19 protein-coding genes are annotated in these 26,572 nt (G+C 59.9%); 6 read left to right on the forward strand and 13 right to left on the reverse strand.

Annotated features, from left to right (window positions below):
- Positions 1 to 33: 33 nt before the first annotated feature.
- From ACP7BO_RS08605 to ACP7BO_RS08665, 13 genes are all read right to left on the reverse strand, one after another.
- Positions 34 to 840, reverse strand: a complete 807-nt coding sequence (locus ACP7BO_RS08605) for an ABC transporter substrate-binding protein (protein ID WP_426209630.1) — start codon at positions 838 to 840, stop codon at positions 34 to 36.
- 191 nt (positions 841 to 1,031) lie between these two features.
- Positions 1,032 to 2,633: an ABC transporter ATP-binding protein gene (locus tag ACP7BO_RS08610; protein WP_426209632.1), complete on the reverse strand. Its 1,602-nt coding sequence runs from the start codon at positions 2,631 to 2,633 to the stop codon at positions 1,032 to 1,034.
- 1 nt (position 2,634) lies between these two features.
- Entirely contained in the window at positions 2,635 to 3,657 is a 1,023-nt protein-coding gene (locus ACP7BO_RS08615; RefSeq protein WP_060693011.1) for an ABC transporter permease, read from the reverse strand.
- Positions 3,657 to 4,727, reverse strand: coding sequence for a microcin C ABC transporter permease YejB (locus ACP7BO_RS08620; protein ID WP_397457017.1), 1,071 nt, complete (start codon positions 4,725 to 4,727; stop codon positions 3,657 to 3,659). Before ACP7BO_RS08620 ends, ACP7BO_RS08615 begins: the two co-directional genes overlap by 1 nt.
- 1 nt (position 4,728) lies before the next feature.
- On the reverse strand, positions 4,729 to 6,603 hold the full coding sequence (locus ACP7BO_RS08625; RefSeq protein WP_426209635.1) for an extracellular solute-binding protein: 1,875 nt from the start codon (positions 6,601 to 6,603) through the stop codon (positions 4,729 to 4,731).
- A gap of 129 nt (positions 6,604 to 6,732) precedes the next feature.
- A complete protein-coding gene (locus ACP7BO_RS08630; RefSeq protein ID WP_426209637.1) occupies positions 6,733 to 9,459 on the reverse strand; it encodes a TonB-dependent receptor in 2,727 nt (908 codons plus the stop codon).
- Between the two features lie 223 nt (positions 9,460 to 9,682).
- Positions 9,683 to 10,084 carry an ExbD/TolR family protein gene (locus ACP7BO_RS08635; RefSeq protein WP_060693004.1) on the reverse strand — a complete coding sequence of 134 codons (402 nt, stop codon included), beginning with the start codon at positions 10,082 to 10,084 and terminating at the stop codon, positions 9,683 to 9,685.
- The gene (locus ACP7BO_RS08640) at positions 10,084 to 10,788 is read right to left on the reverse strand and encodes a MotA/TolQ/ExbB proton channel family protein (RefSeq protein ID WP_426209639.1); all 705 of its coding nucleotides are present in this window, start codon (positions 10,786 to 10,788) and stop codon (positions 10,084 to 10,086) included. The genes ACP7BO_RS08635 and ACP7BO_RS08640 overlap by 1 nt, the downstream gene beginning before the upstream one ends.
- Positions 10,789 to 10,841: 53 nt before the next feature.
- Positions 10,842 to 11,657: an energy transducer TonB gene (locus ACP7BO_RS08645; RefSeq protein WP_426209641.1), complete on the reverse strand. Its 816-nt coding sequence runs from the start codon at positions 11,655 to 11,657 to the stop codon at positions 10,842 to 10,844.
- Positions 11,658 to 12,113: 456 nt separating this feature from the next.
- Positions 12,114 to 13,934 (reverse strand): ABC transporter ATP-binding protein, encoded by a 1,821-nt coding sequence (locus ACP7BO_RS08650; protein WP_426209643.1) that lies wholly within the window; start codon positions 13,932 to 13,934, stop codon positions 12,114 to 12,116.
- 443 nt (positions 13,935 to 14,377) lie between these two features.
- Positions 14,378 to 15,781, reverse strand: coding sequence for a sensor histidine kinase (locus ACP7BO_RS08655; protein WP_426209645.1), 1,404 nt, complete (start codon positions 15,779 to 15,781; stop codon positions 14,378 to 14,380).
- Entirely contained in the window at positions 15,759 to 16,442 is a 684-nt protein-coding gene (locus ACP7BO_RS08660; RefSeq protein ID WP_019409082.1) for a response regulator transcription factor, read from the reverse strand. The genes ACP7BO_RS08655 and ACP7BO_RS08660 overlap by 23 nt, the downstream gene beginning before the upstream one ends.
- Positions 16,443 to 16,613: 171 nt before the next feature.
- Positions 16,614 to 18,158, reverse strand: a complete 1,545-nt coding sequence (locus tag ACP7BO_RS08665; protein ID WP_426209648.1) for an MFS transporter — start codon at positions 18,156 to 18,158, stop codon at positions 16,614 to 16,616.
- Positions 18,159 to 18,317: 159 nt separating this feature from the next.
- Here ACP7BO_RS08665 and ACP7BO_RS08670 point away from each other — a divergent pair, with 159 nt between their 5' ends.
- The 6 genes from ACP7BO_RS08670 to ACP7BO_RS08695 all read left to right on the forward strand — a co-directional run bounded on the left by ACP7BO_RS08670 (position 18,318) and on the right by ACP7BO_RS08695 (position 26,505).
- Positions 18,318 to 19,211, forward strand: coding sequence for a LysR family transcriptional regulator (locus ACP7BO_RS08670; RefSeq protein WP_426209650.1), 894 nt, complete (start codon positions 18,318 to 18,320; stop codon positions 19,209 to 19,211).
- 119 nt (positions 19,212 to 19,330) lie between these two features.
- Positions 19,331 to 21,406, forward strand: a complete 2,076-nt coding sequence (locus ACP7BO_RS08675; protein ID WP_397457007.1) for a putative bifunctional diguanylate cyclase/phosphodiesterase — start codon at positions 19,331 to 19,333, stop codon at positions 21,404 to 21,406.
- 86 nt (positions 21,407 to 21,492) lie between these two features.
- Positions 21,493 to 22,239, forward strand: coding sequence for an SDR family oxidoreductase (locus ACP7BO_RS08680; RefSeq protein ID WP_397457006.1), 747 nt, complete (start codon positions 21,493 to 21,495; stop codon positions 22,237 to 22,239).
- 254 nt (positions 22,240 to 22,493) lie between these two features.
- Positions 22,494 to 22,994: a sigma-70 family RNA polymerase sigma factor gene (locus ACP7BO_RS08685; protein WP_397457259.1), complete on the forward strand. Its 501-nt coding sequence runs from the start codon at positions 22,494 to 22,496 to the stop codon at positions 22,992 to 22,994.
- Positions 22,991 to 23,968 carry a FecR family protein gene (locus ACP7BO_RS08690; RefSeq protein ID WP_397457005.1) on the forward strand — a complete coding sequence of 326 codons (978 nt, stop codon included), beginning with the start codon at positions 22,991 to 22,993 and terminating at the stop codon, positions 23,966 to 23,968. The genes ACP7BO_RS08685 and ACP7BO_RS08690 overlap by 4 nt, the downstream gene beginning before the upstream one ends.
- Before the next feature lie 101 nt (positions 23,969 to 24,069).
- Positions 24,070 to 26,505, forward strand: a complete 2,436-nt coding sequence (locus ACP7BO_RS08695; RefSeq protein WP_426209653.1) for a TonB-dependent siderophore receptor — start codon at positions 24,070 to 24,072, stop codon at positions 26,503 to 26,505.
- The last annotated feature ends 67 nt before the right edge of the window (positions 26,506 to 26,572 follow it).

Below are 26,572 nucleotides of genomic sequence, written 5' to 3' on the forward strand. Positions count from 1 at the left end.
CCGTGACGGGCTTGAAGATGCCGCTAGGGGTGATTAGCTCTTGTCGCCAATCTTGTACAGACGGGTCAGCGGGGTCTTGGTGGCGGGACCGAACCAGGTGTCGTAGATGCCTTGAGCCTTGCCCTGGGCTTCGAGGTCGGTGAGGGTCTGGTTGACCACTTCGGTCAGGCGCTCTTCACCTTTTGGAATGCCGACGCCGATCAAGTCATTGGAGATGGTGAACGGCGGCACTTCGTACTTGTCCTTGTCCGGCACGTTGGCCAGCAGCCCGATCAGTTTCGGACCGTCCTGGGTAATGGCTTGCACGTTACCGTTGCGCAATGCCGTGAAGGCGAACGGCGTATCGTCATAGGCCACCACTTTGGCGCCGGGGAATTTCTCGCGCAGCACACCCTCGTTGACCGTGCCCTTGTCCACGCCCACACGCCATTTGTTCAGCTCCTGCGGGGAGGTGAGTGTGCCTTTCTTGACGATGAACTGCTGGCCCGAGGCGAAGTACGGAATGCTGAAGTTCACCTGTTCGGTGCGCTCCGGGGTAATGGTGAAGTTGGCCAGCACCAGGTCGACCTTGTTGGCGACCAGCAGCGGCACGCGGTTGGCCGGGTTGGTTGGCTGCAACTGCAATTTCACCCCCAGTTTGTCGGCGATGGCCTTGGCGTAGTCCACGTCCAGGCCTTCGATCTGCTTGCTTTTGGCGTCGACAAAACCAAATGGCGGGTTGCTGTCAAAAGACGCTACGCGCAGCACACCGGACTTTTTGATGTCATCCAGACGGTCGGCGTGGGCCAGCCCCGACAAAACGGCCAGGGTCAAAGCGGTGAGGGCAGTGAGTTTTTTCATTTCGTTCTCATCATGAGTTGGAAGATTTATGACGAGATTCTTGCAGGTAATTTAGGGTTTAAAAAAGAATATTAAACTCCATAAATATTCTATTAGGTTATATGTAATCTGTAGGAGCGAGCTTGCCTCGCGAGCTCTTGGCGATCTTGAAAAGCTCGCGAGGCAAGCTCGCTCCTACAGTTCAGCCGGGGTTATACGGCTTCTGCCAGGCGTTGGGTTTTCAGGCTGCTGGCCTGCAGTAACTCCCGGGTGTAGGCATGTTGCGGGTTATCGAAAATGGTTTGGGCGTTGCCTTGCTCCACCACTTTGCCGTCCTTGATCACGATCATGTCATGGGCCAGGGCATTGACCACGGCCAGGTCGTGGCTGATGAACAGGTAAGTCAGGCCGTGGCGGGCCTGCAGATCCCGGAGCAGATCCACCACCTGTTTTTGCACGGTTCGATCCAGTGCCGAGGTCGGCTCGTCCAGCAGGATCAGCGCCGGTTCCATGATCAGGGCCCGGGCAATGGAGATGCGCTGGCGCTGGCCACCCGAAAACTCATGGGGGTAGCGATGACGGCTTTGCGGATCAAGCCCCACTTCTTCAAGCACCCGGATCACGGCGGCTTCACGTTCTTGCACGGTGCCAATGTCATGGGCCAGCAGCCCTTCACTGATGATCTGCTGCACTGACATGCGCGGGCTCAGGCTGCCGAACGGGTCCTGAAAGACCACCTGCATTTGCCGGCGCAACGGGCGCAACAAATCCTGACTGAGCAGGCTCAGCTGTTTGTTGCCAAAGCGGATGTCACCTTCGGATTCAATCAGGCGCAGCACGGCCTGGCCAAGGGTGGACTTGCCTGAGCCCGACTCTCCGACTATCCCCAGGGTACGGCCCTTCAGCAGTTCGAATGACACGCCGTCCACTGCCTTGACGTAATGCCGTTCGCGGCTGAACAGAGGCTTGGGCAGGGGGAACCAGACCTTCAGGTTGCTGACTTGCAGCAGTGGGTGGCGATCTTTCACCGGTACAGGCCGACCGCTGGGCTCGGCTTCGATAAGCATCCGGCTATAGGGGTGCCTGGGGCTGCAAAACAGGGTCTCGCAGTCGGCCTGTTCGACGATCTCGCCACCGCGCATCACGCAGACACGCTGGGCAATGCGCCGTACCAGGTTGAGGTCATGGCTGATCAGCAGCAATGACATGCCCAGACGCTGCTGCAGATCGATCAGCAACTCGAGGATCTTTTGCTGAACCGTCACGTCCAGCGCGGTGGTCGGTTCGTCGGCGATCAGCAGCTCGGGCTCATTGGCCAGGGCCATGGCGATCATCACCCGTTGCCGTTGCCCGCCGGACAGTTGGTGCGGGTAGGCATTGAGGCGTTTTTGCGGGTCACGAATGCCCACCAGCTCCAGCAGCTCCAGGGTGCGGGTGCGGGCTGCGCGGTTTTTCAGGCCTTTGTGGGTGATCAGCACTTCGCTGATTTGCTTTTGTACGGTGTGCAAAGGGTTGAGCGAGGTCATCGGCTCCTGAAAAATCATCGCGATGCGGTTGCCGCGCAAACTGCGCAATTGCGCCGGGCTGGCGCTCACCAGATCGGTGCCGTCATAGCAGATGCTGCCTTGGGTCTGCACACTCTTGCCGGGCAAAAGGCGCAGGATCGAATGTGCCGTCACCGATTTCCCCGAGCCCGATTCACCCACCAGGGCCAGGCATTCGCCACGGCGTATGTCGAGGTTGAGCCCGTGTACCACTTCTTGCCCGGCAAAGCTCACGCGCAGGTCACGTATTTCAATCAATGTGTCGTTCATCTCAACTCCGGGGATCAAAAGCATCGCGGCAGGCTTCGCCGATAAACACCAGTAGCGACAAAATCAGCGCCAGTGCGCAAAACGCGGTCAAGCCCAGCCAGGGCGCCTGCAGGTTGCGCTTGGCCTGGCCGATGAGCTCGCCCAGCGAGGCGGTGCCGGGTGGCATGCCGAAGCCCAGAAAGTCCAGGGCGGTCAGGGTGGCGATGGCGCCGGTGAGGATGAAGGGCAGGTAGGTCAGGGTCGAGGTCATGGCATTGGGCAAGATATGCCGGCGCATCAGTGCGCCATTGGTCAGGCCCAGAGCGCGAGCAGCCTTGACGTATTCCAGGTTGCGCCCGCGCAAGAACTCGGCGCGCACCACGTCCACCAGTGCCAGCCAGCTGAACAGCGCCATGATGCCCAGCAACCACCAGAAACTGGGGGCAATAAACCCCGAGAGGATGATCAGTAGGTACAGCACCGGCAGCCCTGCCCAGACCTCCTGCAGCCGTTGTCCGATCATGTCTGCCATGCCGCCATAAAAGCCTTGCAGGGCGCCGGCGGTAATGCCGACCACGGCGCTGATGGCGGTCAGGATCAAAGCGAACAGGATGGAGATCCGCGCGCCGAAAATCACCCGGGCCAGTACATCCCGGGCCTGGTCGTCAGTGCCCAGCCAGTTGCTGCTGCTGGGCGGGCTCGGGGCGGGTTGCGTGAGGTCATAGTTGACCGTGTCATAGCTGAAAGGGATGGGCGCAAACAGCATCCAGCCGCCCTGGCCGGCGATCAGTTTGCGCACATAGTCGCTGCTGTAATCGGGTTCGAAGGGCAGTTCGCCGCCGAAGTCGGTTTCCTCGTAGCCGCTCACAATCGGGAAGTACCAGTGATCTTTGTAGTGGATCGCCAGCGGCTTGTCGTTGGCGATCAGTTCACCGCCCAGGCATACCGTAAACAGACCGATAAACAGCCACAATGACCACCAGCCACGGCGGTTGGCCTTGAAGTGGGCGAGGCGCCGACGGCCCAGAGGAGAGAGAGTAAACATCAGGCAGTCCTCGCCGAGAAGTCGATACGGGGGTCGAGCAGGGTGTAGCAGAGGTCGCCGATCAACTTGATCAGCAGGCCAAACAGGGTGAACAGAAACAGGGTGCCGAACACCACCGGGTAATCACGGGAAATCGCCGCCTCGTAGCTCATGCGGCCAATGCCGTCGAGGTTGAAGATGGTTTCAATCAGCAGTGAACCGGCGAAGAACACTTCGATCAGTGCCTGGGGCAGGCCGGCCACCACCAGTAACATGGCGTTGCGCAATACATGGCCGTACAACACGCGTTTTTCGGTCAGGCCCTTGGCCCGGGCCGTCACTACGTACTGGCGGCTTATCTCATTGAGAAAGCTGTTTTTGGTGAGGATGGTCAGGGTGGCAAAACCGCCGATGACCAGCGCGCTCACGGGTAGCACCATGTGCCACAGATAATCACCGACCTTGCCCAGCAGGCTCAGGCTGTCGAAGTTGTCCGACACCAGCCCTTGCACCGGGAACCAGCTGACATAACTGCCCCCGGCAAACACCACGATCAACAGGATGGCGAACAGAAACGCGGGCATGGCGTAGCCGATGATGATCGCGGTACTGGTCCAGACATCGAAGGCGCTGCCGTTGTGGATGGCCTTGCGGATCCCCAGCGGGATCGATATCAGGTAAGTGATCAGCGTCGCCCATAAACCCAGGGAGATGGTCACCGGCAGCTTTTGCATAATCAGGTCAGTGACCTTGGCCCCGCGAAAGAAGCTGTTGCCGAAATCCAGCTGCGCGTAGTTCTTGAGCATCAACCACAGGCGCTCATGCATGGGTTTGTCGAAGCCGTAGTGGTGTTTGATCTCTTCGATCAGTTGCGGGTCCAGCCCGCGGCTGCTGCGGCTGGCGCCGGTACCTGCGCCAGCCATGTCGCGGGCACCGCCGCCGACCGAAGCGCCGCTGAACCCCTGCAGACGCGCGATGGCTTGATCCACCGGGCCGCCGGGGGCGGCCTGCACGATCAGAAAGTTGACCACCAGAATGCACAGCAAGGTGGGGATGATCAGCAATAAACGTCGACTGATGTAATGCAACATCTCAATGACCCTCCGACAATGCGCTGGTTTTGCTCATGGCCGTGTTGGTAAGCGCGGTCTTGCTGACTTCCCACCAGGTGTCCAGGCCTTCGTCGTACTTGGGCCCAAGCACCGGGCGGGCGAAGCGGTTCTGAAACACGGTCGGGGTGCCGACCGAGTAATAGTTGGGGATCATGTAGTAGCCCCACTGCAGCACCCGGTCCAGGGCGCGGGCGTAGTGCACCATCTCGTCGCGGCTGTTGGCCCGGACCAGACCGTCGATCAGGCTGTCCACTGCCGGGTCGCGCAACACAAAGGCATTGGAGGAGCCCACCTGGGTGGCACTGCTGGAGCCATACATGTCGTACATCTCGCGGCCCGGCGAGACGATGGGGACGCCATTGCGCGGGAAGCCGACCACGATCATGTCGTAGTCACGGGCGTTGAGCCGGTTGATGTACTGCGCCGAATCGATCTTGCGGATGTCCATGGTGATGCCGATCTGCGCCAGGGTGCGCTTGAACGGCAGGATCATGCGGTCGAAGCCGCCCTGGCCATCAAGAAAGGTAAAGCGCAGCGGTTCACCCTGGGCGTTGACCAGGGTGTTGTTTTTCGGGGTCCAGCCGGCCTCTTTGAACAGGGCCAGGGCTTGCAGTTGTTTGTCGCGGATATAACCGCTGCCATCGGTTTTCGGTGCCTGGTAAACCCGGGTAAATACCTCGTCCGGGATTTTTCCGCGCAGCGGTTCGAGAATTTCCAGCTCGCGGGCATCGGGCAGGGCGGTGGCGGCCATTTCACTCTTGGGGAAGTAGCTTTGCTGGCGCACATAAAAACTGCGCATCATCTGTTTGTTGGTCCATTCAAAATCCCACAGCAGGCTCAGCGCCTGGCGTACCCGGCGGTCCTGAAAGAACGGGTTTTGCAGATTGAAAGCAAACCCCTGGGCCGCGCCCGGTTTTTCTTTGGCGAAGACCCCGCGCTGCAGGCGCCCGTCACTCAGCACCGGGCTGTCATAGCCGATGCTGAAGCCGGTGGCCGAGAATTCGCGGTTGTAGTCAAACGCCCCGGCCTTGATCAATTGCCGGGCGACGTCGGTGTCGCTGTAAAAATTCACCGTCAGGCGGTCGAAGTTGTACAGGCCCTTGCTCACCGGCAGGTCTTTGCCCCACCAGTTTTTATTGCGCTCAAAGCTGATACTGCGCCCCGCATCGACCTGCGCTACCGAGTACGGCCCGCTGCCCAGTGGCGGTTCAAAACCGCCACCGCTGGCAAAGTTGCGGGTCTTCCACCAGTGTTCCGGCAGCACATGCAGATCGGCCAGATCCAGCGCCAGGGTGCGGTTGAGATTGCTTTTGAAATCGAAGCGCACTTGCAGCGGGCCTTCGATGACCACGTCTTTGACTTCGCTGTAAAGCATGCGATAGCCCAGGCTGGCCTGGGTTATCAGGGTGTTGTAGGTGAACGCCACATCCTGTGCGGTGATCGGGGTGTCATCGGCAAAACGGGCCTTGGGGTTCAGGTAAAAACGCACCCACAGGCCGTCGGGGTCGCGTTCCATCTTTTGCGCCACCAGGCCGTAGACGGTGTAGGGCTCGTCCAGGGAGCGGAAGGCCAGGGGCGAGTACACCCACTGTTCGACCTGGGCGACACCGGTACCGGTGTCGACAAAAGGAATCAGATAATTGAACTGGCCGATTTCCATCGACGCCCGGCTCAGCGACCCGCCCTTGGGCGCATCCGGATTGACAAAATCGAAGTGTTTGAAGCCGTCAGGGTACTTGGGCGCTTCGCCATAGACCGTCATGGCCTGGCTGGGTGCGGCACTCACACCCAGGCACAGGCACGACAGCACGGGTAGCAGCAGCGAGCGAAGCAGGGGCAGGAATAGTGAAGACATGATGGGATTTCCTTGGACCGCGTTTGAACCATCGTCGATCACCGTCCTGCAGGAGCGATCGTACTCGCGAGTTCCTCACGACATCGAACAGCTCGTGAGCAAGCTCGCTCCTGCAGGCGGCAGTGTTATCTAGAAGTGGTAAGTGGCACGGGCAAAGAAGGTGCGGCCCATTGGATCGGCGTAACGCGGGTCGTATCCGCTCTGGAAGTTGTAAGCCTGGTTGGAGAACGGCGGGTTGCGGTCAAACATGTTTTTTATCCCCGCATCCAGGTCCAGGGTCTTGTTGAAAGTGTAGCCGCCGGAGATATCCCACAGGGTGTATGACGCAACCCGGGAGTGGGTTTCTGTGTCGTAGTCGTCATAGCCGCTGGTGAAGCGGTTAACCAGCGAGGCCCGGTACGCGCCCAGGTTCCAGGTACCGCTCAGCACGTGCTTCCAGCGCGCGATCATGCCGCTGCCTTCATAGGCACCGACGTTATCGGTGTAAGAGCCGCCAATGGTGGTCTGGAAGTCATAGCGCGACACATAGGTGCCTTGCAGACCCAGGCCGAACTGGCCATAGGGGGTGTTCGGGAACTTGTAGTCCAGGGACACATCGACACCGCTGGTTTTAACCGCACCCAGGTTGGCCAGGCCGGTCTGCACGTAGTCCAGAGAACCGTCGGCGTTACGCACATAGCGGTCTGCATACAGGGACGGATCGTCGAATACGGTGGACTCGGGGAACTCGGCGATCTGGTTGGCGATGTGGATCCACCAGAAATCCAGCCCCATGGACAGGTTGCGCACTGGCTGATAGACAAAACCAATGGTCACGTTGCGCGCAGTTTCCGGGGACAGCTTGGTGTTGCCGCCGGTGCGGTTATGGAACTGCTGGCCGCAGTCGCGACCGGCATTGCCGCCCGGTTGCACCACGCCGCCGGTGCACAGCGTTGGATCGTTGTAGTAGCCCTGGGTGTAGGTGGTGTATTGCGGGTTGTACAGTTCATACAGCGACGGGGCGCGGAAGCCTTCGCTGTAGGCGCCACGCACCACCAGCTCTTTGAGCGGCTGGTAGCGGAACGAGTATTTCGGGTTGGTGGTGCTGCCGAAGTCGCTGTATTTATCGTGGCGCACGGCGGCCGACAGTTCGAGGCTGTCGAGTACCGGTACGTTCAATTCGGTGTAGACCGCCTTGACGGTACGGTCACCCTCGACGCTGCCGTCCGGGTCCACTCCGAGGCTGGATATATCCGCCGCGTATTGCTCATAGCTCTGATGGAATTTTTCCTGACGGAACTCGCCACCAATCGCCAGCCCGGAAGGGCCTGCACCAAACCAGTCACCGACTTCACGGCTCATGCGGCCATCGAGTCCGGTCACCCGGCCCACGGAGGAGGAGTACTGGCCGTGGTACTGGTTGCTGTCAATCAACGCCTGGCCGGCTGCGGTTTGCGGGCCAAACGGGTTGATGATGCCGTCAGCAATGCCGTCGAGCATGGCCGCGTCGCTGACATACCCGCCCGTCAGGCTGGAGATCACCTTGTTCTGGTTGTACGAGGCGCCAACGTTGTAGTCCCAACCCTTGGCCACGCCGTCAAAGCTCAGCACCAGACGCTGGCTGGTGTTCTGATCCTTGGAGGCGCGTCCGCCGGCTGCGGTTTCACGCCAGTTCAGATCGATGGGCTGGGTCGGGTCGAAAGAAGCGCTGGTAGAGGCCGGGGTGATGCCGTTGCCGGGGAAATACGGCGACGTCGGGTCCATGGTCACACCTTGCAAGGGTGCCGGTGCAATGTGCGTGGCGTTGTTGTTGCGGGCAAAAAAGTACTCGAGGTTGGCGTTGTCGTCGTCGGTGATCTTGCCGGTGGCCTTGCCGAAAAATGAGGTTTTTTCGGTGTCGGGCAGCAAGTCGATGTAATTGCGGGTGTTGTAGCGGCATACACCCTGGCGCGCAACCAGATTGGTCCCGTTGCAGTTTGTGGACGACAGTGGGTTGGTGCTGACCCCGCCCTGGCTGTAGTTGGCCGGGAAGGAAATGCCCGACGTCTGGTCCAGGCCGCGGTCCGGGGCGTAAGTGGTGGCGAAGGTACGATCCTTGGCCCTGAGGCTGTCCTGCTTGTTGTAACCGACCACACCCAGCACGTTGAAGCGGTCTTTATCCAGATCGCCATAGCCCCAGCTGGCGCTCAGGTCATGACTGCTGCCGCCACCGCTGGCATCGGCCCCTTCGCCCCCCAGCGAAAGGGTGCCGTCGGTGAGGGATTTTTTGGTGATGAAGTTGATCACCCCGCCAATCGCATCCGTGCCGTACAGCGCCGATGCGCCATCGCGCAACACTTCAACCCGGTCGATGGCGGCGAATGGAATGGTGTTCAGGTCTACAGCCGAGCCGTCGATGGCGTTGTTGCCCAGGCGACGGCCGTTGAGCAGTACCAGGGTCTTGTTGGCGCCGATGCCGCGCATGTCGGCAAAGCTGGCCCCGCCGGTAGCGGACCCCACCGAACCGGCGGAGTTTTGTATCGACTGGTTGCCGGTCACCCGCTGCATCAACTCGGCGGTCGTGGTCACGCCTTCGTTGCGCAACTGCTCGGCGCGCAAAATGGTGATGGGCACCGCGGTTTCTGCATCGACCCGGCGAATCGCCGAACCGGTCACCTCCACGCGCTGCAACTGGGTGGTGGCGGGTGCAGCGGCGGCGTCAGTGCTCACCGTTGCGCTGCTCACCGTAGCGGATGCATCGTCCGCAGGTGTGGCCTGCGCAGCATGCACCTGACCGGCGCTCATCCCCAGCGCTACCAGATACAGCGGCACAAAACGATGTCGTTGCAAGCTGGCAACGAGCGGCTTGAGGGTAAAACCTGAACTCTTCATCTGCATGGTTATTTCCGACTTTTTTAGACGTTTATTGGAATGGCCTTATGAGCCCTCATGACTCCAGATGGGTTGTGTCGACCCGTGGTAAATCACTTTCTTCAAGCAAGCCGCTCCCCTGCACGGACAAACAGCGTTCGCGCGCGGCGTTTTGGTGTTGCATGGGATTACTCAGGTGTTGCTAGCCCTTGTGGGAGCTGGCTCCCACAAGGGCGAGTTCATCGAGGCTTTATTTGGCGGTCATCACCGAGATTTTGGTAATGCCCGAGCGCTCGATCGAGGCCATGGCTTTGGCCACCTGGCCGTAATTGACCCCCGAATCGGCCTGCAACTGGACCCGCACCTCCGGGTCCTGGGCCTTGACGTCCAGCAGGCTTTTTTCCAGCAGTTCGGGGGCCACTTCGGTTTTCGCCAGGTAGAACTTGCCGTCCTGGTCGACGCTGACCACCACCGGGTCTTTTTTCTGCACCGTGGCCACAGCGTCGGTCTTGGGCAAGTTGATCTTGATCGCGTTGGTCATCATCGGCGTGGTGACGATGAACACCACCAGCAGCACCAGCATCACGTCCACCAGCGGTGTGACGTTCATTTCGCTGAGTACTTCGTCGCTGTCCTGAGTTGAAAAAGACATTAGCTGGCCTCCCGCACGGCGGTGCGTTTAGTCGAGATGGCCTGACGGTCGATGGCGAACGCGCTGCGCTGGGCGAGGGCGTCGAAGTCGTGGGCGAAGTCGTCCATGTTGGCCGAGGCCATTTTCAGACGGCGCAGGAAGAAGTTGTAAATCAGCACGGCAGGTACTGCGACCGCGATCCCGACACCCGTGGCGATCAAGGCGTGACCGATAGGCCCGGCCACTGTTTCCAGGCTGGCTGAACCACTGGCGCCGATGCTTTGCAGGGCTTCCATGATGCCCCACACCGTACCGAACAGGCCGATAAAGGGCGCGGTGCTGCCGATACTGGCGAGAGTCGCCTGGCCGTTTTCCAGCGCGCGTCGCTCCTTCTGGATCTGCTGGCGCAGGTTGCGCTCCAGCCGGTCAGAACGGTTGATGGTATTGGCCAGTTGCTGCGTGGTACGTGGCGTGTCATCGACAATCATGGCTTCAAAACCACTGTTGGCGATGCGCGCCAGGGAGCCGGGGTACTGGCTGGCGTGTTCGGCGGCGGTCAGTAAATCAGGCGCGGCCCAGAAGGCTTTGCTGAACTGGTTGTTCTGGGATTTTTGACGCAGGTATTGCGATGACTTGATGAGCAGCAAGGCCCAGCTCACCACCGAAAACAACACCAGTGCCCAAAGCACCCCCGGGACAATCATTGAAGAAACAGACTCGTTCATGGCAACACCTCGCACTGCGGCTAAATGAAACAAAGCGTCGGCACCCGACTGGGTCATGCCGGCAATTTAAAAGCGATGGTTTGTGTGGCGAACCCCTCTATAGGGGTATCCCCGCGCTTGGCCGGGATGAATTTCCAGTTGCGCACAGCTTCTACAGCAGCATCGTCCAGGGCTTGTTTACCGCTGGATTTGGTGACCTCCACCAGTCCGGCCCGGCCGTTGGGCAGAACCTTGATGCGCAATACCACCGAACCTTCCCAACTGCGGCGCAGCGCCAGGGAGGGGTATTCCGGGGGCGGGTTGCCCAGGCTGGCCAGCCCTGAAACCGCGGCTGATTCCTTGACCGGACCGGGTGCTGCAGCGGGCGCTGCTGGCGCCGAGGGGGCAGGCGTGGCCGGGGCAGCAGGAGCGGCCGGTGCCGGTGGCGCAGGTTTGACCGGCTGCGGTTTTTGCACGGGTTTGGGCTTGATCACCGGTTTCGGTTTTTCGACGGGTTTGGGTTTCTCCACCGGTTTTGGCGGCTCCTTGATCGCGTCCTCATCCTCCACCGGCACTTCGGGCTCCGGCGGCGGTGGCGGTGGCGGAGGCTCTTCCACAGGCGGTGCCGGTGGTGTCGGGCTGGTGAGCTCGACGGTCATTTCCGGAATCTCGGGCGGTGTAATCACCGGCTCTGCCCGGGGCTGATGAAAGAGCCACCAGGCACCGGCGTGAAGCACCAGCACCACCCCGATCAGCAACAGGATGCGCGGTGTGATTATGCCCCCCGGGCGAGAGGTGTTGGGCACATGGGGAATATGAGTCCAGCGCTGTACCTGTTCCGCGTCGAGCCGCGGGACGTAGGGCGCTTTATTCTTTACCTCGTCACTCATTAACAGTCCCTCGATTAAATGAAGGGCAATAAGGCTCCGTTCGCCCTTGCATGCAGGGACGAGAAATTGTTCATTCTTTAGCGGGGGATAAGTGAGGCTTCACTTATCACGGGTATTAAGGACTCAGGGGTGCAATTTGCATGGGAGCTCCTCAGGGTACGGTGATCAGGGTTTTTGTAATATTTAGTTAAGATTTGTAAAGCAACGGTTGTGCCAATGATCTTTTTTTTCAGTGCTTAGTTGCGATTATTTCGTCAGGTTAAAACAAGGTTCATTAAATATAAGGCGCAACTAAGTTGAAGGCTTTAGAAGCGCCGGTTAATACCCTTTAAAAGTGCATGATAAGAATGCGATCTGTTTTTATTGTTGGACAATCTGGCGATGCACTAAGCAAGTGTCATGAAACAGTGCACCACTACAGCAGTCAGTTGTTCATTATTAGTGCAGTGCGGTTCATCAGGCACCTTGTTCGACCGGGACGGTTTCCAGCCGGTCGGCTTCACTGAGCAGGCCGTTCGACTGGCGCTGCCACAGCCTGTAATACAGCCCCTGGCGCTGCAGCAATTGCAGGTGGCTGCCGTCTTCAACAATCTGGCCTTTATCCAGCACTACGATTCTGTCCAGATGGGCGAGAGTGGAAAGCCGATGGGCCACGACCAGTACTGTTTTATCCGCCATGATGTCGTCCAGGCTGCTCTGGATCAGGCTTTCGGTCTCTGAGTCGAGACTGGCGGTGGCTTCGTCCAGTACCAGAATCGGTGCATCCTTGAGCAAGGCGCGGGCAATGGCGATGCGCTGGCGCTGGCCGCCGGAAAGCTTGACCCCGCGCTCCCCGATCAGAGCGTTATAACCATCGGGCATTTGCACAATGAAGTCGTGGGCATGGGCGCGTCGGGCCGCCAGAATGATTTGAGCTTCATTGGCATTTATATCGCCGTAACCAATGTTCTCTTTTAATGAGCGGTGGAAAAGACCGGGCTCTTGAGGGATCAAGCCAATATGGCTATGCAGTGACTGCTGAGTCATATTTTGAATATTAATGCCGTCAACCTCGATATGGCCACTTTGCGGCTCATAAGAGCGCAGTAGAAGATTAAGCAAGGTTGATTTGCCTGACCCGGACAAACCGACAATACCGACCCGTTGCCCGGCGCGAATATGCAGGTTGAACTGCTGGAATACAGGTTTGCCTGCACCATAGCTGAAGTTTATATCGCGAAAGTGTATCGAGCCTTTGTCAATCTGTGCGGGTGTTGCGCTGTGGTGGTCGGGCATTTCATGGGGTTGCAGCAGGGTGTTGATGCTGTTTTCGATGTTGCCGATATATTCGAAAAAGTGCATGAACTGCATGCTGAGATAACTGCACTGGGCCACGATCATCAGGCCCAGGGTGGCCACCATGACCAACTGGCCGACATCAATATTGCCGATATGCCACAGGTACAACGCCAGGGCGACCAGACCCACGCGCAGCACGATCGACAGACTGTCCTGCAGAAAACGGATCTTTTCCTGATAGAAAAATGAGCGCTGTGCAGCCTGCTTCTCTTTGGCTTGGTAGCGGGTCAGGTAGTCGAGTTCGAAGCCCTGGCGGGCGAACAGCCGAATGCTGCTCAGATTGCCCACCGCGTCGACGATCTTGCCGGTGGTCACGCTGCGGGCCTGGGCATGTTCACTGGCCAGCACCTGGGCTTTGCGCGACAGCAGCCAGGCCAGCAGCGAGTAAGTCACTACCCACACCAGCAAGCTCAGTCCGAGCCAAGGCGATGCCAGGGTCAGTAACACCAGGCTAGTGACCAGCACCACCAGGATTGGCAGCATTTCCACCACCAGCGCCCAGGTGATTTCCAGCAGGCCGATGCTGCCTTCGCTGATGCGATGCGCCAGGCTGCCCGCAAAGTGCTCGCCGAAATACCGCGCTGAATGTTGTTGCAGATAGGCAAACAGATCGCGGGTGATCCGTACTTTCTGTTGCGGACGCACCTTGATCATGCAAAACGTCGCGCCGCGTGCGCAGAGCATTTGTGCCACGGCCAGCCCCAGCAGCAGCCCCATTGCCGGCAGGCAGGCCTGCAGCAGGTTGGCTTGATCCCATGAACCGCTACTTGCAGCCCCGGTGATGCGGCCGATGGCGTAGGGCATGAGGGTGGCGCACATTGCCGCGCCGATTTGCAGCAGCGCGATGCTCCAGTACCAGCGCGGGTACAGGCGCACGTAATGCCAGACATAGGCCCACGGCCGTTTGGGAGGAACAGTAATAGCTTCAATTTCAGACATGACTGACCTTTGTTTTTGAACGGAGTTAAATCGCCGGGTGCGACGGTTCAGCGCTCCTGACACATAGGTGCGGGAGCGTTCGGGCGGGTTCAGGCTATGTGTCAGTGCCCGGACAAGAACAGGGCGAAGGCAGGGCGAACGAGCAGGCAGCGAGCAGGGACAGGTTTGCAGTGAGGTACGCAGAGCACATCGTGAATATTCCTTTATAACAGCGGGTCATGGGACATGACTTTTGGTCAGTCCGTGCACTGAATGCGGACGGCGATAGCGTCCCTGTTCGCAATAGGTGCGGGTTACCCACCCCCGGGCGCTGTATGCCCGGTTGTTAACTACGAACGCGCAATAACAAGGAAAAAATGTGCCAAGTTGTGTCAAGCGGAGTAAATATTTTTTACAAACCCTGGAACAGGCGGCGGGGGTGAGCGACCCGTTGCGGGTCGCAGTCAGTGTTTATAGGGGTGCAATGCACTTATCAGACTTTGCCGACAGTGCAGCGTCAGTTTGGCACCGCCCCCTTCGCGGTCGCCGACATCGAGGCTGAAACCGTGCAGGTTGACGATGGCCGCGACGATGGACAAGCCCAGGCCAAAACCGCCGTGTTTGTCATCGCTGCGGTAAAAACGCTGGAATACCGCCACCCGTTCGGCTTGCGGGATACCGGGCCCGGTGTCGAGCACTTCAATGCGCGGGCTGCCTTCATCGTTCACGGCACGCAGGATCACTTCACCGCCGGGCGGGGTGAACTTGATCGAGTTACTCAGCAGATTGGCCAGTGCTTCAAACAGCAATGCACGGTCGCCCGTCAGCCCGGGCAGGGTTTCAGGGATATCCAGGGTCAGGGTGACCTGGCCTTCCTCCGCCAGCGGCAGGTAGAAGTCGTATACCTCCTGGAGTAAAGGCCGCGGGTCGAGTTGCACAAAACCGGAGCGACGCTGGTGGTCTTCCAGTTCGGAGATGCGTAGCAACCCGCGAAAACGCGCCATCAGCGTATCGGTTTCGCTGATCACTTCATCCATTTGCAGGGCTTCGGGAGAGCCTTCGACGGCTTGCTGCCGGATCCGGTACAGCTGCGCCCGCAAGCGGGTGAGCGGGGTGCGCAGGTCGTGGGCAATGTTGTCGCACACCCCTTTGACTTCGTGCATCAGCCGCTCGAGGCGGTCGAGCATGGCGTTGACAATGGCGGCCAGCATGTCCAGTTCATCGCGCCGGTTGGACAGCGGCAAGCGGCAGGTCAGGTCGCCGGCGACAATCGCTTCGGCGCTGGCCTGAATCGCCCGTATGCGTTGCAGCGGACGTCGGCGCAGCAAGTGCCAGCCGGCAATGCCCGGGATGATGGTCAGCGACAGCCCCCAGAACAGCGCATGCAAAATGATCCGGGTCACGGCAAACAGCGAGCCGTTATCGCGCACCAGGATCAGCCAGCGGCCGTCGTGGGTCTGCGTGGCGACGGCATCACAGCTGTCTTGCGGCAGGTTCGGATCATCGGAGTCGATGCAGGTGCTCAGTTCATGGATCTGGCCATCCAGTGGCAGCCCCTCGGGGATGCTTTGTATCGGACCGCTGAGGGGGTTGTGTTGCGCATCGAATAGTCCATAGGCATCCACTGCGCGCATATCGAACGTCATGCTGGTGGCGAGTGCTTCGTCCAGCTGTTCGCCCTGGAAGCGCGCAAACAGGTGTTGGCGCTGCATCAACGAATGTTTGGCCAGGTTGCCCAGGTAATCCGAAACCTCGTAGTACAGCACCCCCATGAGGATGCAGCTCCAGGCCACGAACAGAAAACTGTACAGCGCCAGCAGACGGCTACTGGAAGAACGCCAGCCCTTAGAGGGGTTCGGCAATGACATAACCCGAGCCTCGAACGGTGCGGATCAGAGGCACCAGGCCCTGCGGATCGATTTTTTTGCGCAGACGCCCGATATGGACGTCGATCAGGTTGGTGCCCGGGTCGAAGTGATAGCCCCAGACTTCCTCGAAAATCATCATGCGCGAGAGGATTTGCCCGGTGTTGCGCATCAGGAATTCCAGCAGCTTGTATTCGGTGGGCAGCAGGCTTAGCTGTTGCTCGGCGCGGCTGGCTTCGCGGGTAATCAGATTGAGTTCCAGATCAGCGACCCGCAACGAGGTCTCGTGTTTGTCGACCGGGCTCTTGCGGCGCAGCAAGACTTCAACCCTGGCAGCCATTTCGTCACTGGCGAAAGGCTTGGTCAGATAGTCGTCACCGCCGGCGCGCAGGCCGCGAACCCGTTCATCGACGTCGGACAGGGCGCTGATCATCAGGATCGGGGTGCTGACACCAATGGTGCGCAGGGTGGTGACAATCGCCAGCCCGTCGAGCTCGGGGAGCATGCGGTCAAGGGTGATCAGGTCGTAGTCGCCGCTGACGGCGCGCACCAGGCCTTCACGGCCATTGGCGACCCAGTCTACTTCCAGCCCGTGGCTGCTCAACTCAGCCACGATCTCTTTTGCCGTTACGGCATCGTCTTCGATGGTCAAAATCCGGGTCATACCGTCACCTGATGGGCCTTGTGTGCAGTGAGCACATTTTGCCCATAAAAAGCTGAAACGTTTCTGAATAATTCTTCATGTTCAGAAAACTTTAACCCTGTAGGAGCGAGCTCGCTCGCGATCTTTTGATCTTGAAAAAGCTCGCGAGCAAGCTCGCTCCTACAGACAGGGTCATTCCAGCAGGGCCGGCCGCGCAGTTGCCATCCGCGGAATCGGTTTGCGCATCAGCGTCCCCACCAGCAGTGCGCCAAGCAGGGCCAGGCCCCCGGCCACCCACAACACCGTCGCGAATCCGGCAACAAAAGCCCGGATCGCCAGCGGCTCGATTTGCACCCGGGCTGCCTGGGGCAGTTGGCTCAGAGCCCCCGGCATATCTCCGGCCACCACCCGTGTGGCAATAAAGTGGCTCTGCTCAATCCACTGTCCTCCTGTTTCTTGCTTGAGGCTGGCCTCCAGGTTTTGCCCGGTATGACTGCCCAGCAGGGCGCCAAACACGCCAATGGCCAGCACGATGGCGCTGAAGCGCATGGTGGTGCTCATGCCGGACGCCATGCCCACGCGATCCCGGGGCACGCAGGCCATGATGTTTTTTTGCGTGTCGCCGTTGAGCAGGCCGGCCCCGGCACCCGTCACCGCCGTGGTCAGGGCGAAGCTCAAATAACCGCCATGGTCCACCGCCCAGGCACTGAACAGGTTGCCGCAGCCGACCAGGGTCAGGCCCGCCGCCATCAGGCTGGCCGGGCTGTAACGCGACGCCAGGCGAGCACCGATGCGCGGGCAGATCAGCATGGCCAGGGCAAACGGCAGCATGCCCAGGCCCGAGGCGATGGCGCTGAAGCCTAAGCCGTTCTGCAGGTAAAACGGCAATAGCGTCATCATCACTTGAGCGCAGCCGGCGTAGGCAAACATGCCCAGCAGAGCCCCGATAAAGCGCGGATGCCGGAACAGTTGCAGGTCAATCATGGGCCGGCGCTGTACCGACTCGACCCACACAAACAGGCCCAGCAATAGCACTCCGGCACTCAGGCGGGCATAGGTCAGCGGGTTGTCCCAGCCGATGCGGTTGGCTTCGATCAAGCCCCAGATCAGGCACAGCAAACTGGCGCTGAATGCCAGGCTGCCCCAGGGATCAAGACGGGCCGACTGTGGGTCGCGGGACTCTTGAATGGCATGCCTGACCAGCAGCATCAGCAGCAAGCCCACCGGCAGGTTGAGGTAGAAGATCCAGCGCCAGCCCAGGGATTCGGTGATCAAGCCGCCCAGGGTTGGCGCTGCGGTCATGGCCACGCCCATGCACGCCCCCCAGAACGCCCAGGCCTTGGCCCGTTCAACTTCGTCATGAAAGGCATGGCCAATCGAGGCCAGCGCGGAGGTCAACAGCAGGGCCGCTCCCACGCCCTTGACCGCCCGGGCGATCTCCAGCAACAGGCTGTCGGGTGCAGCGCCACAACCGATGGAGGCGAGGATGAAAATGCTCAAGCCCCAGAGCAGGGTTTTCTTGCGTCCGAAGCGGTCGGCAATGCTCCCGGCCGGCAGCAGCAGCGCCGCAAATGCCAGCATATAGGCGCTGACCACCCATTCGATGTCGACAAAATTGGCCCCCAGGTCGCGGGCGATGCTGGGCAGGGTGACCGCGACGATATTGGTATCGAGCACGATGAGTGAGCACACCCCGCTGGCGGTCAGTAGGGTCAGACGCGGGCTGACAGTTTTCATGGCGCAGTTCCTAGGCTATCTAACATTGCTTTTGAGGTAATTGATTTGACGGGGACACCCGCGGCTATCTAGTGTGGCGCTGGACACAGGGTATCGCTGTGCCTTGCAGAGTTTGTTAGCTGAAAACCCTGACTTCATTACCTTTGAGCTAATGCTGATATGGATATACGTCATTTCCGCTATTTTCTGGCGGTCGCCCAACAGCGCAATTTCACCCGCGCGGCACAGGTGCTGGGCATCGCGCCGCCGACCTTGAGCCGGCAAATTCAGGACCTGGAAAGTGCACTCGGGGTGCGTCTGTTTATTCGCCAGCAACGCCAGGTCAGCCTGACCGAAGCCGGACAGGCCCTGCTGCCCGAGGCCGACGCCACAGTGCGCCAGTTTGAGCTGGCACAGCGCAATGCCCGGCGGGCAGGGCGCGGTGAAGTGGGGCATATCGAATTGGGCTACGTTGCCTCAGCGGTCTACTCCGGCGTGTTGCAACGTCAGGTACAGGCTTTTTCCCGGGACTGTAGCGAGGTCAGCCTCAGCGTGCAGGAAGCCCCGATGGCCGACCTGCCGGTGAGTGTGGCTGAAGGCCGGTTTGACCTGGGTTATGTGCGCTCGCCCATGGCCTTGCCCCAGGAACTGGAGGCGATTGGCCTGAATTCAGAAGGTTTTGTGCTGGCACTGACCGATGATTCATGGCTCACCCGTCTTAAAGGCATCAGCGCGCAGCACCTGCAAAACGAGACGTTTATCCTTCCCGAGCAAATCAGCGGAACCTTGCAGGTCGCGGCCCAGGGCGGCTATGCGCCCAGGCTTGGGCCACAGCCCGGTGGCCTGGTGGCGGTGATTGCCCTGGTTTCACTGGGGCAAGGGGTGGCAGTGGTGCCGGAATCGGTGGTGGGGCATATCAGTTTGCCGAATGTTATTTACCGGCCAATCGAGGGCTGCGAGGCCAGGTCATGGTTGTCCCTGATTTACCGGCGGTTTGAAAAGTCCCCGGTGGTGGCCGGGTATATCGCTAAAGTGAAACGCGATTTTCGTACAGTCGAGCCGGCTGCCAGATGAACCAGTACGACTTTCTGAATAACTGATTGGTATAGGTGCGTTTGCCTATAGAAACAGTACAATCGCGCACTTTTTTACCGGACATGGCTGCTGTTCGGCTCTGGCTCACGAGAAAACCCATGGTTTCTGCTAGTTACTCCCCTTCGCTGGTTTTTATTTCTCTGTGCGTCGCAATTCTTGCGTCGTATACCGCCCTGGATCTGGCCGGACGCATCGCCACGGCGCGGGGCCGGACCGTGTATCTGTGGATGAGCGGCGGTGCGCTGGCCATGGGCTTTGGTGTGTGGTCGATGCATTTTATCGGGATGCTCGCCCTGGAGTTGCCCCTGGATCTGGGCTATGACCTGGGGCTCACGCTGTGGTCGTTACTGGTGGCCATTCTGTCCTCAGGCTTTGCCTTGTGGGTGGTCAGCCAGCCGCGCTTGCCGGCACTGCAATTAATGTTCGGTGCATTGGTCATGGGGGCAGGCATCAGCGCCATGCACTACAGCGGCATGGCCGCATTGCGCATGCAGCCGGGCATCGATTACGACCCGACACTGGTCGCGCTGTCTCTGGTGATTGCGGTAGGGGCTTCGGCGGCTGCTTTGTCGATAGCGTTCCGCCTGCGCAGGCACACCCCCTATGTCCATCTGGTGCGGGCCGGGGCTTCGATCATCATGGGCCTGGCGATTGTCGGCATGCACTACACCGGCATGGCTGCGGCGAATTTCCCGGTCGGCAGTTTTTGCGGTGCGGCAGTTGACGGTTTGAGTGGTAAAGGCCTGGATAACCTGGTGCTGGTGTCCAGCCTTGCGGTGTTGATCATTGCGCTGCTGACCTCCATTTTTGATGCCCGGCTCGATGCCAGCACTGCGGCCCTGGCGAACTCTCTGACCCTGGCCAATGAAGAACTGACCCAACTGGCGCTGCATGACACCCTGACCGGGCTGCCCAATCGCATCCTGCTGGCTGACCGGATCAGCCAGGCCATGGCCAAAGTGGCTGAGCAGGGCGGGTGTTTCTCGTTGATGTTTATCGATCTGGACGGTTTCAAACCGGTGAACGATGCCTTTGGCCATCACTTGGGGGACCGGCTGTTGCGCGAAGTGGCGTTGCGCCTGCGTGATCAGTTGCGCAGCCAGGACACCCTGGCGCGCATCGGTGGTGATGAATTTGTGTTGCTGGTGCGCCTGAGCGAGCCTGACGATGCGCCCCAGGTTGCGGCGCGGCAGGTCAGCCTGCTGTCAAAAAGCTTCCGGGTGGATGAGCATGATTTGCAGATATCCGCCAGCGTTGGCATTGCCTTGTACCCCGGCAATGGCCAGACCGCCGAAGAGCTGTTGATGAATGCCGATGCGGCGATGTACCACGCCAAGGGCGCCGGTAAAAACGGTTACAGCTTCTTCGATGTGTCCATGAACACCAACGCCCGCAAGCAACTGCAACTCTTGCAGGACTTGCGTCAGGCGCTGGAGCACAACCAGTTTCGCCTGCATTACCAGCCCAAGTTTGATGCTGTCAGCGGCCAGCCGGTAGGGGCCGAAGCCTTGTTGCGCTGGGAGCATCCGCAGCAGGGATTGTTGCTGCCGGAACACTTTATTGAACTGGCGGAAAAAACCGGGCTGATCATTCCGATCGGCGAATGGGTGCTAAACGAAGCCTGTCGCCAGATGCGGGCGTGGTTCGATGAGGGGTATAGCCACTGGCGTATCTCGGTCAATCTGTCGGCGTTGCAGTTTTGTTATTCGGGGCTGGTCGACAGTGTGGTCTCGGTGCTGGAGCGCCACCGGTTGCCCGCCAACAGCCTGACCCTGGAAATCACCGAGACCACCGCCATGAGCGATGCAGATGCGAGCATGACCGTGCTGCAGCGGTTGTCGCAGATGGGGGTCGATCTGTCCATTGATGACTTCGGCACCGGCTATTCAAGCCTGATGTACCTCAAACGCTTGCCGGCCAATGAACTGAAAATTGATCGCGGGTTTGTCCGCGACCTGGAACATGACAGTGACGATGCCGCGATTGTCTCGGCGATTGTGGCCCTGGGCCAGGCACTGGGGCTGCGGATTGTGGCTGAAGGGGTTGAAACCGATACCCAGCAAAGCTTCCTGACCACGCTGGGGTGCGATGCCCTGCAAGGTTTCCTGTTGGGACAGCCGTTACCGGCCGAGCAATTCATGGTCGATATTCATCGCGCTGAATTGTCGCGTTAAGGCACATCGTCACCGACCTGACAAAGCAAAGCCTTCGCGGTTATTCTGCCAGTCACCTTTGCACCGTCGAACTGGAGAGCGTTTTTATGGACAAAGTCATCTTGATCACCGGTGGCAGTCGCGGCATCGGCGCTGCAACTGCAATCCTGGCAGCGCAGCAGGGCTACCGGATTTGCATCAACTATCTGACGGATGCAGCGGCTGCCCATGAAGTGCTGGCACAGGTTCATGCTCTGGGGGCACAGGCCATTGCCGTGCGTGCCGATGTGAGCAATGAAGAAGAAATCATCGGCCTGTTTACCCGGGTTGACGAGGAGCTCGGCCCGATCACGGCGTTGGTCAACAATGCCGGGACCGTGGGCCTCAAGTCCCGGGTCGACGAAATGTCCGAGTCGCGTATTTTGCACACCCTGAGAACCAATGTGCTGGGGCCTATCCTGTGTTCCAGGCATGCAGTGCTGCGCATGTCGCCCCGTTACGGCGGACAGGGCGGCAATATCGTCAACGTGTCGTCGGGGGCTGCGCGCCTCGGCTCGCCCAATGAGTACGTTGACTATGCCGCTTCAAAAGGTGCACTGGACACCTTTACCCTGGGCTTGTCCAAAGAGCTGGCGGGCGAGGGGATCCGGGTCAACGCAGTGCGCCCGGGCTTCATCTTTACCGAGTTCCACGCCTTGAGCGGCGATCCGGGGCGGGTCAGCAAGCTGGAGTCGAGCATCCCGATGGGCCGTGGCGGGCGCCCTGAAGAAGTCGCTGAAGCCATTATCTGGCTGCTCAGCGACAAGGCTTCCTACGCCACCGGTACCTTCATCGACTTGTGCGGCGGGCGTTGATCCAGGCCCGTTAGAGATACAGAAATATGCCTGAGCTCTGTGGGAGCCGGGCTTGCCCGCGATGACATCGCTGCGGTGCGGGACATATCGAGGTGCCTGCATCGCTGGCAAGCCACCTCCCACTGGTTTCGCGGTATTGCCCATAGATGCAGCCTGGCTCCCCTCGGCTTGCTCTGCATGTTGCTTTTCCCCTCGATCCGCCGATAATGCGACTTATTGCTATTTGAGTCTGGTTATCTATCGTGTCTAGCCCTCTGGATCCCAAAGCCTTGCTGGCGAATCTCTATCACGACAATCATGCGTGGCTGCGCGGCTGGTTGTCGCGACAGGTGCGTTGCCCGCAGGATGCGGCCGATCTGGCTCAGGACACGTTCCTGCGGGCTTTCGATGCACAGCAACTTGAGCGCATAGAGCAACCCCGGGCTTATCTGAGCACCGTGGCCCGGCGCTTGCTGTGCTCGCTGTGGCGCCGACGCAAGCTGGAGCAGGCCTATCTGGACCAGCTTGCAGACATGCCTCAGGGCTATGCCCCGTCAGCCGAAGACATTGCACTGGTGCGTGAGGCGATCGAAGCGATTGATCATGCGCTGGAAGGGTTGCCGTCACGGGTGCGGCGGGCTTTTTTGCTCAACCGTCTTGAAAGCATGCCGCAGCAGGCCATCGCCACCTTGTTGGGGGTTTCACTGGCCACGGTAGAGCGTGACCTGCGCCGCGCTTATTTGCATTGCCTTTCGCAAACCCAGGAGAGCCTATGAGCAACACCAGGGTAGATCCCGTTACCCGTGCCGCTGTCGACTGGATGCTGCGGCTGGAATCCGGGCAGGCCTGCCCCTCGGAGCGTCAGGTGTTTAAAGCCTGGCTGGCCGAAAGCCCTGAGCATATGGCTGCGTGGCAGCGGGTGGCCGGGGTGTTGAAAACCCCGCTGGCGGATTTGCAAGCGGTGGAACGGCGCAGCCCGGGGCAATTGCATGCGGCCCGCGAAGCGCTGCTGGCAAGCCCTTCTGCGGCACGCAAAAAAGCCCTGCAAGGTGGGCTGCTGCTGTTGTTGCTGGGGGTGGGCGCCGCGGGCATGGTCGATCGGGTGACGCCTCTGAGGGGCATGATGGCCGATCAACATACTGCGACCGGTGAACGCAGAACCATCGAGCTGGCAGATGGCAGTCGCCTTACGCTCAACGCCCGCAGCGCCGTCGATATCCAGTTCAGCGCCGGGCAGCGTCGCGTTCAGTTGCGTGAAGGCCAATTGCAGGTCGATGTGGCCGCCGACCCGCAGCGGCCCTTTGTGGTTGCGACCGCCCAGGGTCAGGTCAAGGCGCTGGGCACGCGCTTCATGGTGCGCCAGGGGGCGGACGAAAGCCTGGCCAGCGTGCAACAGCACAGCGTGCAACTCGACACCCTCAATGGTCTGCAACGACGCATCGATGCCGGTCAGGCAGTGTCGTTTACCGCCAGCCAGATTGACCCGCAAACCCCGACTGCGCGCAGTCAGGCCGATTGGCTCGAAGGCCGGGTAGAGCTGCATGACGAGCCGTTGTCGGCACTGGTCGAAGCGTTGCGCCCTTACCAGACCGGTGTGCTGCGCATCAGCCCCGAAGCCGCCAGGGTCAGGGTGTTCGGGGTTTTCTCATTGGATAACACCCCGCAGACCTTGAGCACTCTGGCGCAAACCTTGCCGATCAAGGTCACGCACTACGGCCCCTGGCTGACCCTGATTGATGTGCGCGGTTAAAAAAACGCCGAATGCGAATTATTTACAAATAAGGTGAGGGGAAAACTCTGCTCGTTGGTCAAGGTTACAACTGCCTACCTTGCAACGAGAAAGGATGCCCCATGTCGTACGTCCCGCTGAGACCCTGCCTTCTGGCACTGACCATTGCCCTGAGCATTACCGGCCACCCCTTGAGTGCGGTGGCCGGGCCGCTGGTCAATGAACAGAGTGCAATGCGTGCCTTTGACCTGCCTGCGGCGCCGCTGGGAGCGACCCTGAGCCGGATTGCCCGTGACAGCCAGCTGACCCTGTCGGTATCGCCTGCTTTATTGCAGGGTAAAACCTCGGCACCGGTACGGGGCCGGTTTACCCCGCAGCAGGCCGCCGAGCGCGCCCTGGCGGGCAGCGGTCTGGGCTTGAGCGTGACCGAAAGCGGTGCCCTGAGCGTTTACCCGCTGGCAGAAAAGGGCACGCTGAATCTGGGGGCGACCACGGTGTCGGGGCGTGTGGCCGAAGATGCTCGCGGAGCGGTAGACGGTTTTGTCGCCACCCGTTCGGCCACGGCGACTAAGACCGATACACCGATTCTGGAGATCCCGCAGACCATCAACGTGGTGACGGCGGATCAGGTACAGGCGCAGGGCGCCCGTGATCTGACCCAGGCACTGCGCTACACCCCGGGCCTGAGCACCAACGGCTACACCGATCGCAACACCATCGCGGACGAAATCACCAGCCGCGGTTTTGCCCCGACCCTGCTCTATCTCGATGGTGCTTATTTACCGTCGGCGGGGAGCCTGGGCGGCACGCCACAGATCGACCCCTATACCCTGGAACGTATCGAAGTCCTCAAAGGGCCGTCTTCGGTGCTGTACGGGCAAAACCAGCCGGGGGGCATGATCAATATGGTGTCCAAACGCCCGAGGACTGAAGCTGCACACCAGATCAAAGTCGGCACTGGCAGTTTTGACCGCTACAACCTGGCGTTTGACTTCACGGGGCCGCTGGACGAGGCCAAAACCCTCAGTTACCGGTTGATCGGGGTCGGCAATACGGGCGGCGAGCAGGTGGACCACACCAAGGATTCGCGCCAGCTGCTGGCGCCCAGCTTCAGCTGGATGCCCGACGACGACACCGAGCTGACGCTGTATGCGCAAATCCAGCGTGATGACGCCCTGGCCGACTATCAGGCCTTGCCGGCGGTGGGCAGCCTGTACCGCAACTCGCAGGGCAACAAGATTGATCGCGATACGTTTTTGGGCGACTCGAAATGGAACGACTACAAGCGCGATCAATACGTGGTGGGCTACCAGTTTTCCCACGCCTTCAATGAGGCCATGACCTATCGCCAGAGCCTGAGCTATATCGACGTCAACGACCGTTACAAGGGCTTTTACCTCAACCGTTTTGTCACCACCCCCGAGGGCGTCAGTGACACTCACGCCAGCCGCACCAAACTCGACTGGCGCCAGCAAAACAGCTCGTACTCCTTCGACAACCACCTGCAAAGCGACTTCGCCACCGGCCCCCTGCAACACACCTTGCTGGTGGGCCTGGACTACCGCGATTTCACCCGCAAGTATCAGGGCTACAACCTGTCGGGCAGTGAAATCATCGACCTCTACAACCCCACCAACTACCGCACCACGGGCGTGCCGACCCTGACCACCCAGTGGGATAACAGGGTCAAGCAAACCGGTTTGTATGTGCAGGATCAGATCAAGCTCGACAACTTCATTCTGACTATCGGTGGCCGCCATGACTGGGCCAAGGTCGACAACAATGACTTGCTGGCCGATACGCGGGCCATGCAAAACGACAACAAGTTCACCGGGCGCGTGGGGCTGACGTATGTCACCTCGTTCGGGCTGGCGCCTTACATCAGCTACACCGAATCGTTCTTGCCTTCAGTCGGTACCACGGCCCCGGATCGAGGGGGCAAGGCGTTCAAGCCGCAATTGGGCAAGCAATATGAAGTGGGGGTCAAATATCAGCCTGACGACAGCACCTTGCTTACGGCGTCGGTGTTTGAGATCAAGCAGCAAAACGTGCTGACCGGTGACTTGCAGTACCTGGAGTACCAGATACAGGAAGGTGAAGTCAGCTCGCGGGGGGTCGAACTGGAGGGCAAAAGCAGCTTCAGCAACATCGACCTGATTGCTTCGTTGTCGTACCTGGACGTGTTCTACAGCAAGTCCAACTATGACAATAAGGGCAACCGCAGCGAGGCGCAGGCGCCATGGGCGGCGAGTGTGTGGGCCGATTACCACTTCACCGGGAATCTGCTGCAGGGCGTGACCCTGGGCGGTGGTGCGCGATACACCGGGAAAAGCTACGGCGACTCGGCCAACACCTTCAAAACCCCGTCATTCGTGATCTACGACGCCACCCTCAGCTATGATCTGGCGGCGCTGGACCCGGGTTTCAAAGGCGTGAGCACCAGCCTCAATGTGCAAAACCTGTTCGACCGCGAGTACGTCTCGTCATGTAACTACAGCTTCGGCTGTTACTACGGCCAGCAACGGACTGCAGCGCTGGAAGTCAAATACGACTGGTGATGCCGGGCTTGACGGGCTTCTTTGGTGGGCGGGATTCATCTGCCCCCCTTTTTGCGCATCGGTAGTC

It is taken from the genome of Pseudomonas sp. TWR2-1-1 (genome assembly GCF_049897045.1).
Classification (GTDB): Bacteria; Pseudomonadota; Gammaproteobacteria; order Pseudomonadales; family Pseudomonadaceae; genus Aquipseudomonas; species Aquipseudomonas versuta.

Excerpts from the sequence above, each read along its gene's own strand:
- ACP7BO_RS08605 (WP_426209630.1), bottom strand. The coding sequence starts at position 840 with ATGAAAAAACTCACTGCCCTCACCGCTTTGACCCTGGCCGTTTTGTCG.
- ACP7BO_RS08610 (WP_426209632.1), bottom strand. The coding sequence starts at position 2,633 with ATGAACGACACATTGATTGAAATACGTGACCTGCGCGTGAGCTTTGCC.
- ACP7BO_RS08615 (WP_060693011.1), bottom strand. The coding sequence starts at position 3,657 with ATGTTTACTCTCTCTCCTCTGGGCCGTCGGCGCCTCGCCCACTTCAAG.
- ACP7BO_RS08620 (WP_397457017.1), bottom strand. The coding sequence starts at position 4,727 with ATGTTGCATTACATCAGTCGACGTTTATTGCTGATCATCCCCACCTTG.
- ACP7BO_RS08625 (WP_426209635.1), bottom strand. The coding sequence starts at position 6,603 with ATGTCTTCACTATTCCTGCCCCTGCTTCGCTCGCTGCTGCTACCCGTG.
- ACP7BO_RS08630 (WP_426209637.1), bottom strand. The coding sequence starts at position 9,459 with ATGCAGATGAAGAGTTCAGGTTTTACCCTCAAGCCGCTCGTTGCCAGC.
- ACP7BO_RS08635 (WP_060693004.1), bottom strand. The coding sequence starts at position 10,084 with ATGTCTTTTTCAACTCAGGACAGCGACGAAGTACTCAGCGAAATGAAC.
- ACP7BO_RS08640 (WP_426209639.1), bottom strand. The coding sequence starts at position 10,788 with ATGAACGAGTCTGTTTCTTCAATGATTGTCCCGGGGGTGCTTTGGGCA.
- ACP7BO_RS08645 (WP_426209641.1), bottom strand. The coding sequence starts at position 11,657 with ATGAGTGACGAGGTAAAGAATAAAGCGCCCTACGTCCCGCGGCTCGAC.
- ACP7BO_RS08650 (WP_426209643.1), bottom strand. The coding sequence starts at position 13,934 with ATGTCTGAAATTGAAGCTATTACTGTTCCTCCCAAACGGCCGTGGGCC.
- ACP7BO_RS08655 (WP_426209645.1), bottom strand. The coding sequence starts at position 15,781 with ATGTCATTGCCGAACCCCTCTAAGGGCTGGCGTTCTTCCAGTAGCCGT.
- ACP7BO_RS08660 (WP_019409082.1), bottom strand. The coding sequence starts at position 16,442 with ATGACCCGGATTTTGACCATCGAAGACGATGCCGTAACGGCAAAAGAG.
- ACP7BO_RS08665 (WP_426209648.1), bottom strand. The coding sequence starts at position 18,158 with ATGAAAACTGTCAGCCCGCGTCTGACCCTACTGACCGCCAGCGGGGTG.
- ACP7BO_RS08670 (WP_426209650.1), top strand. The coding sequence starts at position 18,318 with ATGGATATACGTCATTTCCGCTATTTTCTGGCGGTCGCCCAACAGCGC.
- ACP7BO_RS08675 (WP_397457007.1), top strand. The coding sequence starts at position 19,331 with ATGGTTTCTGCTAGTTACTCCCCTTCGCTGGTTTTTATTTCTCTGTGC.
- ACP7BO_RS08680 (WP_397457006.1), top strand. The coding sequence starts at position 21,493 with ATGGACAAAGTCATCTTGATCACCGGTGGCAGTCGCGGCATCGGCGCT.
- ACP7BO_RS08690 (WP_397457005.1), top strand. The coding sequence starts at position 22,991 with ATGAGCAACACCAGGGTAGATCCCGTTACCCGTGCCGCTGTCGACTGG.
- ACP7BO_RS08695 (WP_426209653.1), top strand. The coding sequence starts at position 24,070 with ATGTCGTACGTCCCGCTGAGACCCTGCCTTCTGGCACTGACCATTGCC.